This is a genomic window from Pseudoalteromonas sp. bablab_jr011, assembly GCF_016464045.1.
Classification (GTDB): Bacteria; Pseudomonadota; Gammaproteobacteria; order Enterobacterales; family Alteromonadaceae; genus Pseudoalteromonas; species Pseudoalteromonas lipolytica.
In genome coordinates this window covers 56335-74070 of sequence record NZ_JACDWU010000135.1, presented here as the reverse complement: position 1 = coordinate 74070, position 17736 = coordinate 56335, and the positions used below count along the sequence as shown (strand labels likewise).

At 43.0% G+C, this 17736-nt stretch carries 12 protein-coding genes; 7 read left to right on the top strand and 5 right to left on the bottom strand.

Translation table 11 applies throughout. The annotated features are described in order from the left end of the window. Positions 1-75: 75 nt before the first annotated feature. A complete protein-coding gene (locus tag JIG41_RS06435) occupies positions 76-2115 on the top strand; it encodes a S9 family peptidase (RefSeq protein ID WP_199524453.1) in 2040 nt (679 codons plus the stop codon). 35 nt (positions 2116-2150) lie between these two features. Here JIG41_RS06435 and JIG41_RS06430 read toward each other — a convergent pair whose 3' ends face one another. Then, complete coding sequence (locus JIG41_RS06430; protein WP_199524452.1) at positions 2151-3281, bottom strand: ROK family transcriptional regulator; 1131 nt, start codon at positions 3279-3281, stop codon at positions 2151-2153. Between the two features lie 153 nt (positions 3282-3434). On the opposite strand from JIG41_RS06430, the gene fucP reads away from it, so the two are divergent. The 5 genes from fucP to JIG41_RS06405 all read left to right on the top strand — a co-directional run bounded on the left by fucP (position 3435) and on the right by JIG41_RS06405 (position 8559). Further along, entirely contained in the window at positions 3435-4715 is a 1281-nt protein-coding gene (gene fucP, locus JIG41_RS06425; protein WP_036969114.1) for an L-fucose:H+ symporter permease, read from the top strand. A gap of 151 nt (positions 4716-4866) precedes the next feature. Then, positions 4867-5268, top strand: coding sequence for a hypothetical protein (locus JIG41_RS06420; protein WP_051501736.1), 402 nt, complete (start codon positions 4867-4869; stop codon positions 5266-5268). Beyond that, positions 5265-5645, top strand: coding sequence for a hypothetical protein (locus JIG41_RS06415; RefSeq protein WP_036966804.1), 381 nt, complete (start codon positions 5265-5267; stop codon positions 5643-5645). The genes JIG41_RS06420 and JIG41_RS06415 overlap by 4 nt, the downstream gene beginning before the upstream one ends. A 257-nt stretch (positions 5646-5902) precedes the next feature. Beyond that, positions 5903-7807 (top strand): propionyl-CoA synthetase, encoded by a 1905-nt coding sequence (locus JIG41_RS06410; protein WP_302050714.1) that lies wholly within the window; start codon positions 5903-5905, stop codon positions 7805-7807. Positions 7808-7989: 182 nt separating this feature from the next. Next, a complete protein-coding gene (locus JIG41_RS06405; protein ID WP_083202730.1) occupies positions 7990-8559 on the top strand; it encodes a DUF2799 domain-containing protein in 570 nt (189 codons plus the stop codon). Here the strand turns inward: JIG41_RS06405 and JIG41_RS06400 are convergent. Both JIG41_RS06400 and JIG41_RS06395 read right to left on the bottom strand, forming a co-directional pair. Next, a complete protein-coding gene (locus JIG41_RS06400; protein ID WP_199524451.1) occupies positions 8545-10227 on the bottom strand; it encodes a sensor domain-containing diguanylate cyclase in 1683 nt (560 codons plus the stop codon). The two genes, JIG41_RS06405 and JIG41_RS06400, sit on opposite strands and share 15 nt — an antisense overlap. A 112-nt stretch (positions 10228-10339) precedes the next feature. After that, positions 10340-11656: a DASH family cryptochrome gene (locus JIG41_RS06395; RefSeq protein WP_199524450.1), complete on the bottom strand. Its 1317-nt coding sequence runs from the start codon at positions 11654-11656 to the stop codon at positions 10340-10342. 244 nt (positions 11657-11900) lie between these two features. Here JIG41_RS06395 and JIG41_RS06390 point away from each other — a divergent pair, with 244 nt between their 5' ends. Continuing rightward, positions 11901-13538, top strand: coding sequence for a hypothetical protein (locus JIG41_RS06390; RefSeq protein WP_199524449.1), 1638 nt, complete (start codon positions 11901-11903; stop codon positions 13536-13538). On the opposite strand, the gene JIG41_RS06385 is transcribed toward JIG41_RS06390, so the two are convergent. Next, positions 13535-14008 carry a VOC family protein gene (locus JIG41_RS06385; protein WP_074988999.1) on the bottom strand — a complete coding sequence of 158 codons (474 nt, stop codon included), beginning with the start codon at positions 14006-14008 and terminating at the stop codon, positions 13535-13537. The two genes, JIG41_RS06390 and JIG41_RS06385, sit on opposite strands and share 4 nt — an antisense overlap. A 124-nt stretch (positions 14009-14132) precedes the next feature. Further along, positions 14133-17693 (bottom strand): ImpA family metalloprotease, encoded by a 3561-nt coding sequence (locus JIG41_RS06380; protein ID WP_199524448.1) that lies wholly within the window; start codon positions 17691-17693, stop codon positions 14133-14135. Between the last annotated feature and the right edge of the window lie 43 nt (positions 17694-17736).

Below are 17736 nucleotides of genomic sequence, written 5' to 3'. Positions count from 1 at the left end.
CTTTATCTCATTGTCCTTGCGTGATTTATGGTCAGCTTTTAGGATGAAATTTTACGGCTAAAAAAAGACGCTAACATGCAATTAAAAAAACACTTCATTATTGGGGCCAGTTTGCTGTGTGCTGCAACAACAGCGCAGGTTTACGCGAACGACAAATTTGTTTCTGAGGATATTTTCCAACTTGAATATGCGGGCGACCCGCAAATAAGCCCTGACGGTAAAAAAATCGTTTATGTGCGAAGTGGCTACGACATCATGAAAGATGGTAACAAACGCAGCTTTTGGCTTTACGATTTGAAATCAGGGCAACACACTCCACTTTTTTCTGATGAGCACAATTACAGTCAGCCAACGTGGTCGCCAGACAGCCAAAAAATTGCGTTCACCAGTAATAAAAGTGGCTCAAACCAATTACACGTGTACTGGTTAGCACAAGACAAACAAGCACTGTTAACGCAATTACCAAAATCAGTAGGCGACTTAACGTGGTCACATGACGCTGAGCACATTGCTTTTACAATGAGCATTCCTGAAGGTAAATCGGCGTTTGCGAAATCGGTTAAGTTACCAAAAAAACCGAAAGGTGCCGATTGGTCAAAACCGGTCAAAGTCATTGAAAAAGCGCGTTACCAAGCCGACGGTGCCGGTTTCTTAGAACCCGCTTATCGCCATGTATTTGTGATTCCTGTTTCGGGTGGTACACCCCGCCAATTAACGTCGGGCAATTACCAACACCGCGGTCCATTAGCATGGGATCCAACCAATACCAAAGTCGTCTTTTCTTCAGACCGCCATGACGAGTGGGAGTACCGCACCACTGAATCTGATTTATACGAAATAAATGTAAAAACGGGTGAACTTACGCAATTAACAGACCTTCCGGGTCGTGAAAGTAACCCTCATTACGCTAAAGATGCAGACGAGCTGGCCTTTATTGCCCGTGATAACGCACCCGTGCCTTACATAAACTCGACACTGTCGGTGCTTGACTTAGAAGATAAGTCAGTAAAACACCTAACAGAAAAGCTGGATCGTTCAGTAGCTGACTTCAAATGGTTTGGTGATGGCGATTTTGTTATTCAGTATGATGACTTCGGTAAGCGCAAGCTTGCTAAAGTATCAAGCCGCGGTAAAGTCACCGATTTAACCGACACGGTCTCAGGCACCTCAATAGGTCGCCCGTATGTCAGTGGTAGTTTTAGCATGGCACGCAATGGTGCCATTGCCTACACGACCGGCAGTGAATACCGCCCTGCTGATTTAGGTTACTTGTACAAAGGCAAAAACAAAACGTTAACCTCGTTAAACGAAGACGTTTTAGGCCACAAAAAACTGGGCAAAGTGCACGAACTGAATGTGAAATCACAATTTGATGGTCAAGCAATTCAAGGCTGGTACATCACACCGCCCGACTTTGACGAAAGCAAACAGTACCCACTGATGGTTGAAATTCACGGTGGTCCTCATTTAGCCTATGGCCCAAGTTTTACAGCCGAACTGCAACGCTATGCTGCTGAAGGTTATGTGGTTGTGTATGTAAATTACCGTGGTTCAACTAGTTACGGTAAAGACTTTGCCTTACTTCTTGATGGTAAATACAGCTCAAAAGAAGACTTTGCCGATCATAATACCGCCGTGGATGCCATGATTGAAAAAGGCTTTATTGATAAAGACAACTTGTTCATTGCTGGTGGTTCAGCAGGCGGCATTGCAACGGCGTATGCGGTGGGTTTAACAAATCGCTTTAATGCGGCTGCTATCACAAAACCGGTTATCAACTGGTTAAGTAAAACGCTAACAGCCGACAGCTACATTGGTCAAATTCGTAACCAATTCCCTGGAATGCCGTGGGATAATGTTGAACACTATTGGCAACGCTCGCCTCTGTCTTTAGTGGGAAATGTAACAACACCTTCACTGATCATGACTGGCGAAGAAGACCGCCGTACACCGATTTCTGAATCGGAGCAATTCTATCAAGCTTTAAAACTACGTAAGGTCGATACTGTGCTAATACGTGTTCCGGGTTCACCGCATGGTATTGCGGGTCGTCCATCACGCATGATTTCTAAAATTGAATACACGCTTGCGTGGTTTAATCAATATAAGAAATAATCATTTTGAGCAGTAATGGGGTGACTCATTGCTGCTCAAAAATAATGATGACTAAGCGCAAGTTGAGCACTGCCTATTGACTGCGCTTTTTCACCACAGACCCCAACACTAACGTCACACAGACGCAGCCCTCTGCTGTCTAAGCGTGCAAATGCTTCAAGTGTTAATTGCCTTACAACATCCAATGCGTCTTTTGGTAACGGTGAGTCGATAACAACAGCCTGCATATCTAATAAACTTAAACTGTGATGCATTGCCACACTTATCGCCTCAGCCGCCTTTTTAAGCCAAGGTAGTATCAGGGCATAATGTTCTTTAAATTGACTATTTGTAAGCTGATACACCGATAAATTTAACTGTGCAGCGTCAAACTGTTTTTGTAATTCTAGCAACGAGCATAACGTAAGCAACTGTTCATGCTGAGCATTTAACATTGAACCGATTGCGCCCGCGTTGCCACTTTTACCCTCAAGAAGCTGGCGGTTAATCACGACCGCGCCACCTAAAAACGCACCCAAATAAACATATAAAAAATCACTGTAATTTTGACGATTACCTAGGCTGAGCTCTGCGCAGCACGCTGCATTATTGTCATTACTGATGTAAACAGGTAGCTCAAATTCAGTTTCTAGATACGTTTTTAAATCGAAATGTTGCCATTCAAGTAATTGCGCTTGTTGCTCAGGATTCTCAGCATGCCAATGCCAAATATCAAAAGGCATTGCCACTCCTAAACCACATACTCGCGTGCTTAAGTCACAGCCTAACTCTCGCAATAGCCGTGGGATATTGGTTTTCAAAAAAGCCTTGAGTTCGTCAATGTTAGGCACATTGACCTCAACGGATACACTGGCTCTTTGCGTGCTTTGTAAATCAATTAGAATCAAATCAAAACGTCGGCGTCCAATCTTTAAACCAAAGCTAAAAGCGCCATCAGGATTCAGTCGAAAAGGCACACTTGGCTGCCCTACTCGCCCTTTTACAGGGGCATCACGAAGCAATAATTTATCTTCTTCCAACTTATTAATATTCACCGTAGCAGCTTGTGCAGATAACGAGAGCGCTTTCGCTATTTGTGCTTTGGGCAGCGTTTCACATTGCCTAATCAAGCTCAAAATAGCTCGTTCATTATTACTTCGCCTTGTCGGCAATAAACTACGCTTCATAGCATCCTTCTTAATACGGTTAAAGACCCACCTATTAGACCTTTTTGCCATACTATCCGCTAGTTAAAATAATAAATCAACTATGTTGATTTATTATCTGGAGTCGTGAATACTATCGGCCACAACAATATGAACACAACAATCTGGTGATCTATGCCAACACAATCAGCTATTGTATCGCGCCAAATGCTATGGCCATTTATCTTGCTCGCCACCTGTTTCGCTGCATGGGGTACAGCAGCAAACATGACCGATCCTTTAGTAAAGGTTTTCAGTAAAACGTTTTCGATGAGTGCGCTGCAATCAGCATTGGTGCAATTTAGTTACTATGGCGCTTATTTTTGCTTAGCGTTGCCTGCGGCTCTAATTAATCGTCGTTTTAATTACAAAACAGGTCTGCTGGTTGGTTTGGCCATGGCCGCATGTGGCGCGTTGTTGTTCTATCCGGCGAGCCAAACAATGCTATACAGCCACTTTTTACTTGCCTTATTTATTCTGGCTGGCGGGTTATCTATTTTAGAAACCTCTGCAAATCCTTATGTAATGCAGCTAGGGTGCGAAAAATCGGCCACTCGCCGCCTAAATTTGGCGCAAGCATTCAACCCAGTGGGCACCAATATCGGTGTATTTCTGGCCGCCACGTTAATTTTACCCAGTTTAAATCAGGCCGATAATGCACACCGAGCACTCATGAGTGAAAGCCAATTAAAGGCGATTGTGAGCAGTGAGCTCAGTGCAGTGATGGTGCCTTACGTGGGGATGGCGGGTTGTTTAATCTTATTATGGCTGTGTATCTTTTTTAGTAAATCTCCTAAAACAATAACGCACACCCACACCCCATCACGCAATTTAACAAGCGCTTTTAAAACCTTATATCAAAATAAGCATTATCGTTTTGGTGTTGTTGCGCAGTTTTTTAACGTTGGAGCGCAAACATGTGTCTGGACCTACACTATCGGTTACACCATGGAGGCACTCACAACAAATGAAGTCACTGGGGGTCAAGTGCTACAGTACTCGATGCTCGTCTTTTTAATTTCTAGGTTTATTATGACGTGGCTCATGCGTTTTTTGAGTGGCGCTAAATTACTGCGGATTATGGCTTTAGTCGCAGCTGCACTGTGTGTTTTGGTTATCACTCAAGTTAATTTACTGGGAGTGGTGGCACTTGTGAGTATTTCTGGCTGCTTATCGCTTATGTTTCCGACTATTTATGGCACGGCACTCGAGGGACTCGGCGATGATGCAAAAATTGGCGCTGCAGGATTAGTAATGGCGATTCTAGGGGGCGCATTTTTACCGTTACTCCAAGCAACATTAATTGATACATTGGATACGGCCAGCTCATTTATTATTCCTCTTCTGTGCTTTTTAATTGTCTCTCTTTATGGCCACCATACTCGGGGCACCAAAAATACACATAAACACGAATAAGTAGTAACAATACGATATAAAAAATAAGGCGCTGAGCGTAAATCAGTGCCTTATCGTATTGTACTTTATGAGTATAAAATGTGAAAATTAGCGCCCTTATAACTACCTAAAAGTAAGTATGAAATCGCTTAAGTCCGCTTTACAACCCCACATGTCTAAACTGTGCACTCAGCGCATTTCATATCACTTCAGCTTTTTTTTAGTTAAGTATATTTGTTTCTTTTGTGGCTGCTTTTTAAGCTTCATTTTGCACGATAAATTCACTGTTCCCATTGTAGTGGCCGCAGCTGGGACTGGGTTAATTGGCACCTTTATTCCTTTTTCACGCGTGTATAAATCTCACCCCTATGCAGCTATTTATGCGGGCAGCTTTGCAGGTATGTGCTCATCAAGTTTAATTAATAATTACTGGGAACTGGGTTTAATTTCATTTTTTGGTGCGAGCTTATATGTCATGACAATGAATCTTTTTGCTGGTTTTGGTGGTCGCTTAGGCAGTGTCGCATTTGCCAGTGTGGCTCTTTACATGTTTACGAAAAGTGCGTTTTTATGAACCTCTCGATTACTTTACTGTCAATATTTGCCGCATTTGGCACCTATCTTCTTGCACAACAAAATCGCTTTGACGGCATCCGCGCCTCGGCCTCGTTAACAATTATTGCTTACTGTGTGATGGTTTATATCACCCCTCACGCTGATTTATACAGTGTGGCGTTTTTTGGCGGCACTTTTATTGGCATGAGTGCCCCTAAACGCTTTGGTATTTTTACCATTACCATTGCAGCCTTACTTTTTTCTCTTCTTTTTGAGTATCTTGTGCCACTTTTAAATGGCTATGGTGGGGCTTTGGGGATCAGTGCATTTCTCGCCGTGTGTCTGTGCCATATTGGTATATTGCTGGGTGCTCCACGCAGTAAAAAACCACATTAGTTTTTCACTTTATGCTGCAACAAGCACGCTTATTCTTACACGCATTCACACCAACACTTTAACCTTATTAATTAAAAAATTATTAAGATTAAAACACTGCTAACAACCCTGTTATCGCCTCTCAGGCCTTGATTAAGTGCAGACCAAGGTCGCATATTATTTAACCAAAAAAGCGCCTACATTTTAAATATCCACGCTCCCACGTGATAGCACTTAACATTGCATCTTCAAGGGGAGCGGATATAAATCTCTCACAAATAAAGTATAGGAGCCTCTTTATGTCGGGCGAATATCAACAACAATATCAACAGTTTCAGCGCGATCCCGGTCAGTTTTGGCTTGAGCAAAGTAAACGTATTGCGTGGTTTAAAGCCCCCAGCGCACCGTATCAAAACGATGAAAACAATTTTTATCATTGGTTTGCCGATGGCACGCTTAATACCTGTTATTTAGCACTTGATCAGCATGTAGATGCCGGTTTCGGCGAACAAACAGCATTAATTTACGACTCACCCGTTACAAACACAAAACAAAAAATCAGCTACTCAGAATTGCAAAATCGCGTTGCAACATTTGCAGGCCTAATGCATTCATTGGGCGTTGGTAAGGGTGATCGCGTGGTTATTTATATGCCGATGATCCCCGAAGCGGTTATTGGCATGTTAGCGTGTGCACGACTAGGGGCTATTCACTCGGTGGTTTTTGGTGGTTTTGCACCCCACGAACTTGCCGTGCGTATCGATGATGCAAAGCCTAAACTTGTGCTTAGCGCATCATGTGGGGTCGAAATCAATCATGTCATTGAATATAAGCCACTGCTTGATGAAGCCCTTGAAACCGCAAAGCATCATGTTGAACACTGCATTATTTACCAGCGTGAACAAGCAAAAGCCGATATGCAAGCAGGTCGCGATATTGACTGGCAATCGGCCAGCGATGCAGCCGATCCTATAGAGCCTGTCGCAGTAAATGGGGATGACCCGCTTTATATCCTTTATACCTCAGGTACCACAGGCACGCCAAAAGGCGTGGTGAGAGAAAACGGGGGGCATGCAGTTGCAATGCATTACAGCATGGAGACGGTTTATGGCATGAAGCCGGGCGAGGTCTTTTGGGCGGCTTCCGATATCGGGTGGGTAGTCGGTCATTCATACATCGTCTATGCACCTCTTATTTATCGCTGTACCACCGTTTTATATGAAGGCAAACCCATTAGAACGCCCGATGCCAGCGCATTTTGGCGGGTGGTAGAAGAGCACAAGGTAACCGCGTTATTCAGTGCACCTACCGCATTTAGGGCTATCAAAAAAGAAGATCCGACAGCCGAAGGCTTTAAAAAATACGATACCTCCTCGTTAGAACGCTTATTTTTAGCCGGTGAACGCCTTGACCCTCCGACGTATGAGTGGCTTAAAGAGCACACGGGATTACCGGTGCTAGATCATTGGTGGCAAACAGAAACAGGCTGGGCCATTGCTTGTAATCCAATTGGCATTGAGCAGCTAGGCACAAAACCTGGCAGTTCAACGGTGCCCACACCGGGCTTCGATGTGCAAATTTTAGATATGAATGGTGAGCGTTGCGCACCAAATGAAAACGGCGCGGTTGTAATAAAACTGCCTTTACCTCCGGGTTGTTTACCCACTATCTGGCAAAATGACGCGCGTTTTAACGCGGGTTACTTGAGTGAGTACCCTGGTTATTACCTCTCTGGTGATGGGGGTTATATTGATGACGATGGCTATTTATTCATTATGGGCCGAACCGATGATGTGATTAATGTTGCGGGTCATCGCCTATCCACTGGGGAAATGGAAGAAATTGTCGCGGCTCACCCTGCCGTCGCTGAATGTGCCGTTTTTGGTGTAAGTGATTCACTAAAAGGGCAATTGCCAATGGCGATGATCGTTCTAAAAGATGATTACCTCGGTGATAGCAAAGAGGTTGAAAAAGAGTTAATCCACGCTGTTAGGCATCAAATTGGCGCAATCGCCTGTTTGAAAAATATTCTGCATGTTGAACGATTACCTAAAACACGTTCAGGGAAAATTCTTAGAAAAAACCTTCGTCAATTAGTCGATGGGGAAGAATTAAACATTCCATCTACGATTGATGACGCCTCTATTTTTGACGAGATCAACCAACAACTAAACAATCGCTAAATGCTTTTGTAATGTTACCAAAGGCCTTTTAATAAGGCCTTTATACTCTACTGAAAGCCACGCTATGTATTATTTACCCTACCGACAATAAGCTGCTTTAAAATAAAACTAAACGTACCCAAAAAACGAATAACACGCTAAACTTATTGAACTTATTTCGTATTTTTATGAGCCTTAAACACATGAAAAAATGGCTTTACCCTCTTTTGCCTTTGGTTGTTTTAACGGGTTGTACATCACTGAGTAAAGATGAATGTTTGCAAGCAAATTGGTATGGCATTGGCTATCAACATGGTGTTAATGGCACCCAATACCAAGATGGCGTAAATGCGTTAGCACAATGCAGTGAGTTTGGCGTGCGTGCAGACATAAGCGAATATAAATCGGGTTATGATCAAGGTCTCAATGTGTATTGTGAACCCGAAAACGGCTTTACATTGGCCATGCAAGGCATGCCTTATAACGGCGTGTGTAACAGTACTGCGTTTCGTAAAGCATGGCAAGAAGGTAACGACCGCTACCAAGTACAGCAACGACTTATTGATATCGATGATCGTATAGAAGAAATTGATCGTCGGCTACATACTATTCGTGCTGAACTAAACAGTAATCAGCTCGATAATCAACAGCGTAAAAACCTCTACCATGAGCGTAAAAGTTTAGAAGATGAACGTAATGACTTGCGCAAAGAACGGGCGCTATTGCCGCTACTCAATAAACTGCCCAGTGTTGAAATATCAACCGAATGGTAACGATTTTGGTATCGATTTCATCTTATACATTTGCTTATCAGCCATGGTAAGCAACTCTTTCACATTTTTGCCATGATGCGGATACAGTGCAATACCAAAACTTGCGCTGACAGGCTGGGCAGTGGCATAGTTTTTTGCAATTACTTCCACCGCTTTTTGACAACGCAATGCAATTTCTTCGCATACTTCAGGCTTTGCTAAACTAGGTAGTACAATCACAAATTCATCACCTCCTATGCGTGCAAGAATATCTTGCTCACGTAGCTGTAACGCTATCTGCTGACTAATCGTAAGCAATAAACTATCGCCTTGTTCATGCCCAAAGGTGTCGTTAACCAATTTAAAGTTATCAAGATCAAGGTAAATTAACGCAAACTTAGGGTTATTTGCCGTTGTACTTTGCGTGATTGCACGTAACTGAATATCTAACCCTCGTCGATTGAGTAACTTAGTAAGCGGGTCTTGATTAACCAGCTCAGTTAATAATTGACGTTTTTCAACTGCCAGCGAAATGTCATCAAAAGCACCTATGTAATGACTTACACATCCTTTTTCATCATATAAAGCATCGATAGAAAGCAGCTCTGGGAAAATTTCGCCCGATTTACGCTTGTTCCACACCTCCCCCTGCCAGCGACCTTTACTCAGTAGTGTTGCCCACATTTGTTGGTACACTTCTTTTCCTTGTTTTTTAGCTGAAAGTATCGCTGGACTTTGGCCTACCACTTCAGATTTACTGTATCCGGTTATTTGTTCAAATGCGGGGTTAACATCGACAATGCGTGGCTCTGGGGTTGTAATTAAAATTCCTCGACTGGTGGTTGAAAAGACGGCGGTTAACAATTTTATTTTTTCATTACTCGTCACTTCTTCACTGACATCTTCTAAGTAACCATTCCACTCAAAACAACCATCATGGCGCGCAATAGGCGACGATTTACCTTCTACCCATATGAGCCCTTTTTTTGGGTGATTTACCCGATAGATTTGATGCCAGTCACATAATTCAACTCGCGAACGCTCAATACTTGTCAACACACGAGGCAGATCATCAGGGTGTATTACCTGCATGACAAAAGCATCAGACTCTTTCAATTGGTCTGACGTACAACCATAAATTTCTATTACTTTTGACGTTGTGAAAGGAAATGAACCGTGACCTTTTTTATCTATCACATACTGAAAAACAAGGCCCGGTAAGTTATCAGTAAATTTTTGCAGTTTGTTATGTAAAGACTCTATTTCGCACTCTTTTCGCCACTGATTGGTTATATCTATGTGAACGCCAAACATCCATTCAGGCTCCCCCTCTTCATCCCATGTTTGCACTTGGCCTTTGTCGAGTACTTTAATCCAGTGCCCTTTTTTGTGCTTCATTCTGACTTCGCATATATAGCGCTCAGTTTCGCCACTAAAATGGGCTTGAAGGTGTCGATGCGATTTTTCGAGATCATCAGGGTGTGCATGCACAAGCCACGTATCAATAGATACCGGCTGTAAGTCAGCTAAACTATAACCAATAATTGCCGCCCATTTTTCATTAAAAATGGTTTCACCTGTTTTTATATTCCATAGCCATATCCCAGCATCGCTACTATCAAGTATAAGCTGGGCGATGTCTATTCCGAGCTTCGACTGGATCCCCTCGTATCCTTTACTAAATGCCATAGTTAACCTTTTGAGTTGGATCACGGTGAAAAAGTAAGCCTTTATTTCTATTTTAGATAACAAAATAAAAAAAGACTAAAAATGACATTTAGATTTTTGATTTAAATTAAAATTACTCATTTAAGGGCCAATCTGCAGCATCGTATATATCAACAACACGACTCACTGTTTTATCACCCTGCCATTTGCGAATATAACACCCTGTTGGGTCATATAATGCCGTTTGCTTATTAATGTGGAAATGACGCCCACCTCGCGGATCCACGCCAACTCCTGCAATATATTGCCAGTTACCCCAATTCGCAGCGACATCATAGTCAATGAGCTGTTGCTCAAAGTAAGCCGCTCCAAAACGCCAGTCAACCGCTAACTCATTGACCAAACAACTGGCTGCAATTTGCCGCGAACGATTCGAAATATAGCCCGTCTCATTGAGCTCATGCATTATTGCATTTACCAGTGGAAAAGGAGTGGTTCCTTGGCACCAAGATGCAAAACGTTGACTATTAAATGTTGTTAGCGGCGCCGTTTTTTTCTGCCCTTTAAAGCGAAATAGCTGTCTGCCAACATGCTTAGCATGCCACTTAAAATACTCACGCCAGAGTAATTCAAATTTAATCCAATACGTTGACTCATTCGCACCATTTATATGCTCATAATGTTCAACCTCAGCATACACTTGTTTTGCACTAATAGACCCACCCGCAAGCCACAAACTAAACTTAGTCGTGTTACTGAAGCCGTCTAATTCATTACGTGTTTCTTTGTAGCTGGCAGGTGCGGGCGATGAAAAATAGTGCAGGCAATGTTGTTGAGCAGCAAACAAGCCACCAGACACACTTTCAGGCTCTGTCACTGCATCTGGGATTGGTTGAGCTGGGCAAAGCTGCACTGGGTGTGGCAAACGCGAAACCGCATCACGCGGTGCAGCAATAGCCGCAGGTTCTGCTTCAACTTTTTTACGAAAAGCCGTGAAATTTTTTGGTAAATCGGCAACTGAGAACGGTAAATCAGGTGCTGTAAATAAAGTGTCTTGCTGGTAGGTTTTAATGTCAAGTTCTGGGCATAACTCAGTTATTTTTTTAAGCTGTTTTTGCTCGTAATAGCCCACTTGCTCTGTACAGACAAGCGTTGAAATACCGTGCTTTTTTATACGCTCGTGAATAACCACTTCGGGCTCACCTGTGACCACATGTAAGGTTTGCCCAAGCGCCTCCACAGCGTTAGAAAAAGCCTGTAGGCTCTGTATTAAAAAACGATATCGATGCTTACCAACAGGCCGTTGTTGATAATTGCTTTGTTTAAACCACCTAGGCTCAATCACATAAACAAGGTCAAGTTCACCATTAAAGTGTTCAAGTTCAGATAGTATGACGTTATCACTAATTCTTAAGTCATTTTGCAGCCAATATAAAACACGCTTTTTCATTGTTTACTCTATTAGAAATCTTAATAAATCATACGCAAGCCAGCCTTTTACCGATTAATTTCACGCTAACGCATTATCTAAATCAAAAGTTATCAAGCTCTTACAATCTTCAACTAAGTTTCAGTTTTAGTTAAGTTTTTCTTAAGTTAGTTCTTTTATGCTTTCAAAATGAAGCGTTTTTAACGACTTAGGTTGATGTAGCATGACAACCTCATCGCTAAGTATTAAGTAGGCATAGTTCCAAATGTATAAAATAACACCTGTTTTATTATTCACATGCACTGCTACAGGGACAGCTTATGCAAACGAGCCTTTAAGCTTAGATGTCGTCTGTGAGGTAAAAAGCAAACCCACTGCTGAGTTAAGCGAAGACAAAGACATCACTGTTGATAAACTCAACATTGATACACATACTATTTTTGATCCAAACGATCCTGAAACGACCGCCCTACACCGCTTTATTAACTGGTTACACATAGATACCAAAAACAAAGTTATCAGTGAGCAAATTACCTTTAAAGAAGGTGAGCAAGTAAGTGAGCGTCAGTTACAAGAAGCAGAGCGTATTCTGCGCAATAAAAAATACTTAAGAGATGCCAAAGTTAGCTATACAAAAGATTGCCTTGTGGATGAGCCTAAAGTTGTACAAATAGATACCTGGGATACCTGGAGTTTATTACCAACCGTTAATTTTGGGCGAAGTAGTGGCAACAATAAATACAGCTTGGGCTTTAAAGAAGAAAACTTTTTAGGGTACGGTATTCGCGCATCATTAAAGTATAAATCTGATCACGAACGCTCGGGCTTCCATTCAGTACTGCAAATGCCAGTACCTTGGCAGCCTCATGCGACCCTCACTTTACAAGCTGATGATTACGATGACGGGCAAGTCTTTTTAGTGGATTATCATCAGCCTTTTTATCAACGCAGCAGTGACGCACTAATGCGCTACTTTGCACAATCTCAAAAGCAAAAAAGTTATATCTATCAAAATGGTATAACTCGTTCAGAGTTTTTTACTGATGAATTAATCGCCCAGTTTGCCTATGGTGGTATTTTATCGCAAGACAGTCAGCAAACCTTCCACTGGCTTGCAGGGATTGACTACCAAGATGTCAGCTACCGCCCTTTTCAAACAGAACCTTTACTTGCAGGTCTCAACGATTACAGCATTGCTGCACCTTGGCTAGGATTGCATTGGTTAGAAGACAATTACGCTGTGTTGCACGATATTGACCTAATAAACCACAACGAAGACGTTAACCTCGGTTGGGAGCTAAATTCAAAGTTTGCCATCGATACGGTTAATTTGGGGCAAGGCTTTTTATTTGATACTAACCTCACCAAAGCGTGGTTTAACAATAACGCCTTGTATCGATTTGCCGCTGGAGTCAAAGGCAATATTGGTACAGAGCTTGATGACCGCTTAGCTATTTACTCAAAAGCGCAAATGAACTATCGCTGGTCAGATTCATTTGCCTTTTATGCGCATTTAAATGGTCATTGGCAAAACCATGAGTTTGCAGATAAACCGCTGGCTGTAGGCGGTGAAGAAGGCATGCGTGGCTTCCCTGAAAGTTACCAACATGGCACTTCAAGCGTACAAGCAACCGCTGAGCTAAGAATGTACCCAAATATCAATCTGTATCAGTTTGTAGATGTAGGCTTTGTTGGCTTTGTTGATGTAGGCCAAGCATTTGGCAGCACTGAAACTGCGAATATATCAGATTCAATGCTAACCAGTGCAGGTCTTGGTATTCGCCTATATTCATCGCGCTCAAGTAACGACAACGTTATACATATTGACTTTAGTACGCCTCTTGGCAGTTACCAAGACGTTGATTCATGGCAAATAGGAATGTCGGTTGAAACAACTTTTTAAGCATCCTGCTCTTTACTCATCAACTCGCTCATACGCTGCATCAACTCTTGCTCAGTGAGATCTTCTTTGTGTGTGCCTATAGTCCAAATATGACCAAAAGGGTCTTCTAAGGTCCCAGCTCTGTCGCCATAAAACTGATCGTGAACTGGGCGCAGCTCTTTTGCACCCAGCGACAACGCGTTGGCAAATACAGCATCAACGTCTTCAACATACAGCATAATACTCACAGGTGTACCACCAAGCTGATGTGGAGACTTAAACTGCACATCGGGGCACATATCTGAAAGCATGATGTGGGAATCGGCAATTTTAATTTCGGCATGTGCCACGCCACCGTCTGGTAAAGGCATTTGCATCACCAGTTCAGCAGCAAACGCTTGCTTATAGAACTCTATTGCCTTCGTGGCACCTTCAATAATCAAATAAGGCGTTACCGCATGGTAACCTTTAGGTATTGCAGATATAGCCATATTGAACCTCGTGTTGGAACGTGTCTTCTCTAAAGGTAGCAGTTGTTCACAAAATCACTAACTTATATACAAAAACGCCCACGAACATTCATGATCGCAGGCGCTTTTTAGCAAGGTTTATTGGTTATTCAGGCCAGCTTTGCTCCCCGTCAACAGTAAGCATAGGATGACTAAGCGTTGTGCAATAGCCTGTCGCAGAAGAAGCAAAATAAACATCGCCCAACACCGTGTAGCCTTTGGATTTCACTTGCTGCTGTGCTTTATCTGAGGTTGCCATGCCCCACATGCTGAAGTAGTCGCTCAAATCGAGCTCTGTTACTTCTGACAACGCTATTAATAGCCAATCATTGTTACCTATGCTCTGTGCCTCCGACAGACTGTAGTTCGAAAAACCAAGCCCATCTTTTTGTGCCTGCCAATTAGCATCACTGTTATCAGCTAGATTAAAAGCCCGTTCAATAATGTGTAAGCGAGGGTATAAATGCCAGCCGTTTTCAAGCTTATTGTATGCCTGTGCCGCCATCATAATTTGTAAGTAAATTGCATGGCTTTGTGACCACTCTGACATCGCTAACTCTTGCATATAAGCATAGGGGTTAGCCGTTTGCTGACTGGCCTGTAAGTGATTAAATAAACCTTCAAATGGCAAGTTTTGACACGACGCCGAGAATCCCGTTTCATCTTCAAATTTAGACTTACTGTAGTAAGAGTAAAAATTGGTATTGGAGTGACCACCAAAGCCTTCGATACGGAATCGGTCTTTTTCAAGACCATGGCCTAACTCATGAATATCGCCATGCCCAGTCGGATTAAAATTCCACCCTGCGTCATACGGGTTACCCGAGCAGCCCCAGCCGCATGTGGGTTGGTCGGCATTCATGTGCTTAACAATATCAATGGTCTGTATTTCAAGGTTGCGTGCGCTGGCAAAGTCATGAATTTCGGTAACTACATCAATACCAGGGCCTTTAAAACCCGCTAATACATGCGGGTAGTTATGAGTATAACGCTCCACGGCATGGGCAAAGTCAGAGGCAATTGGCCAGTAACCTTCGTTGATCGAAATACGCATTTTCTCAAGCTTTGAGTGTACTTCAAAACCGCCTGTTGCTACTTCGGCCCAATCGTAGTCGCCTTTTTCAAGTAGCTCAGCAAAACGTGTATCATCGCTGCTGCTTCGCCAATACGGATGCTCACCAACATTGTTAAATTCAAAGCTGACGTCTAAATCATTTTGATCGAACGCAATTTGAATTGGCCCACCATAGGGTGAGGTAAAGTACACGGTTTCATTGCTTGTCACTGGCACATGCACCGACTGCAATTTAGCAGGACGATTATAACCATTACTGCTCATATAGTGCGTTGCGCCATCACGTAAGGTATTTACAAACACCTTGGTGTTAACGGCTTGGTTGTCGGTGCGCTTTATCGAGAATGTTTGCCCGGGCAGCGCATACACACCTGTTGAGCGAAAATGCGCTTTACTTTGCATGTTTACTGTCACGCTTTTTGGCGTTACATGGCTAAAGTCACTGCGGCTAAAATTTCCCATATCACTTTGGGTTGGGTTCACTTTACGCACATTTAATACCGCATGATCAGCAAATAACGAACGAAAAAAAGCATTATTATCAGTACTGAGCTTATCCATCGGAAAACGCACATCTTGGCGATAATGATCGCCAAGCAGCGCTAATAATTGATAAAAGCGATAGCCTTGCTCTGCAAAAATATCGGTTTTTGCTTGGTCAAAGCCTCTAAATAATGAGTTCACTTTAGTGGCTGCATCGCTGAATTGTTGCTGGTATTGACTATCACTCGGACAACTACGGTTATCACAGGTGCTTAAATCTACAGTGAATTCACCTGTTTTAAAGCGGTTCAATAGGGCTTTAATGGTGAGCACATCACTCGGTAGGCTGTTGCTGATTACACTTGGGTTCCATTCTGCGAGTTCTAATCGGTGCCAATAGTTATCACCAGCAACACTGACATGGAATAACTCAAACAAGGCGTTACCCAACGCTGTTTGACTACCATCGCGCTGAACATAAATCACGGCAATATCATTCGCTAGCGCCTGCTTTACTGCTGCAACCACATTATCAATATTTAATCCTTCGCGTTCATGCTGAGAGATAATTAATATATCGGTGTCATCAGTTAAACACCCCGCTAAGGCATCGTTATCACAGCTGGCTTTCTCGTTATACCGAACTCGGTCCTTGTAATGCGTATCGAACCATTCTCTAGTGAGAATGCGGTCTTGAAAATAATAGCTCTGATCAAGCTGTGCCATTACAAGGTTAAGAGGCTGCTCTTCAGTTACTTCTCTGCCTGCAAGCCAGCTATGGCTGTTTTTCAAAAAGCTGAGCATTTGCTCATTAATCGTGTTGCGATACGGGTTACTGCCGAATACGAGGTAGCGGCCGCGCTGTGCATCACTGCTACCCACCACGGCGAGGTTTCTTACTTTTGCTTCATAACCTTCTTGCCAACTATTATTGGTTAACAGTACGGGCTCATTAAATGGATAAGTGGCCCTTAACAGCGTTGCATCCCATGTTGGATACCAGCTTAGTGCATCCAAGGGTGACTGTGTGTCTAAACCAAATAAACGATTTTTAATCGTTTGAAAGCGCGCTTTGTGAGTGTCAATTTCATTCAGTGCCGCATCAAGTAATAAATCACTGTTTGGCACATCAAGGGCGTTTCCCGATGCAAGAGCTTGTGCCACATAACTTTGCACTATGTTTAACACAAATTCATAGTTCGCGTGTTCACGTGAGTCACTGGCTGTGATAGTGAACCGAAGTTCACCTACATCCTCATCGCTAGGCGTGCCCGATAAGGTATTTGTTTGCGCATTAAAGCTAAGCCATGCCGGTAAACCTGCCACCGTTAGGCTTACCTCATCATTGTCAGTGTCATTATGGGTAAGCGTTAAACTAAATGCGTTTTCTGCACGCGCCTCTGCAGCGAGTGGGCTAATGTTAGGCAATGAATTAGCGCGAGGGGTCACAGTAAATATTTGCTCAGCAAGCTGCGATACTTCACCATCTGAATAACGAAAACGAATGAGCTGCTCGCCACGGTCAGTAAATGCAGGAGTCCCCGAAAAGCGCTGAGTGTTATTATCAAAAATTAACCAATCAGGCTGTGCAACGTCACTCACTATAATCGTATCGTTTTGTGCATCGCTAAATGTGAGCTGATAAGCGTAGGCTTGGCCTTCATTCGCATTAGCTGGCGTTGAAGTAAGCGTTGGCGATGTGTTTTCTTCCCGCGCTTTCTCCACCTTAATATCAATCAACAGCTGTGCTGATAACTGCCCATCCGATACACTAAACTCTATGTTTGAAAACACGCCTGCCTGCTCAGGTATACCGCTTATCGCCCCCGTTGCTTTATCAAAATTGACCCAATTAGGTAAGTTGCTCACCGAAATTGTGAGTGGATCATTATCTGGATCAGACACTTGTGGGTTAAAGTTTAGCGTATCGCCGACCTTTAACGTTTGTGACTGCCCACTGATTTGAGGTGCTTGATTTTGCGGTGTTTCAGTGACCGGAGGTGTAACGGGCGTTTCTTGTGGCTCTGAACCACCGCCACACGCCGTTACTAAAGCGAGTATTGCTGTGCTTAAAAGCGCATGCTGGTATGAAGAAAAAGGTTTGCTCATTAATCTCATAATCGATGTATACATTTTTTTAACATTATAAGCG

Coding starts and splice junctions, on each gene's coding strand:
- JIG41_RS06380 (WP_199524448.1), bottom strand. CDS start 17,693: ATGAGCAAACCTTTTTCTTCATACCAGCATGCGCTTTTAAGCACAGCA.
- JIG41_RS06435 (WP_199524453.1), top strand. CDS start 76: ATGCAATTAAAAAAACACTTCATTATTGGGGCCAGTTTGCTGTGTGCT.
- JIG41_RS06395 (WP_199524450.1), bottom strand. CDS start 11,656: ATGAAAAAGCGTGTTTTATATTGGCTGCAAAATGACTTAAGAATTAGT.
- fucP (WP_036969114.1), top strand. CDS start 3,435: ATGCCAACACAATCAGCTATTGTATCGCGCCAAATGCTATGGCCATTT.
- JIG41_RS06405 (WP_083202730.1), top strand. CDS start 7,990: ATGAAAAAATGGCTTTACCCTCTTTTGCCTTTGGTTGTTTTAACGGGT.
- JIG41_RS06400 (WP_199524451.1), bottom strand. CDS start 10,227: ATGGCATTTAGTAAAGGATACGAGGGGATCCAGTCGAAGCTCGGAATA.
- JIG41_RS06415 (WP_036966804.1), top strand. CDS start 5,265: ATGAACCTCTCGATTACTTTACTGTCAATATTTGCCGCATTTGGCACC.
- JIG41_RS06420 (WP_051501736.1), top strand. CDS start 4,867: ATGTCTAAACTGTGCACTCAGCGCATTTCATATCACTTCAGCTTTTTT.
- JIG41_RS06385 (WP_074988999.1), bottom strand. CDS start 14,008: ATGGCTATATCTGCAATACCTAAAGGTTACCATGCGGTAACGCCTTAT.
- JIG41_RS06390 (WP_199524449.1), top strand. CDS start 11,901: ATGTATAAAATAACACCTGTTTTATTATTCACATGCACTGCTACAGGG.
- JIG41_RS06430 (WP_199524452.1), bottom strand. CDS start 3,281: ATGAAGCGTAGTTTATTGCCGACAAGGCGAAGTAATAATGAACGAGCT.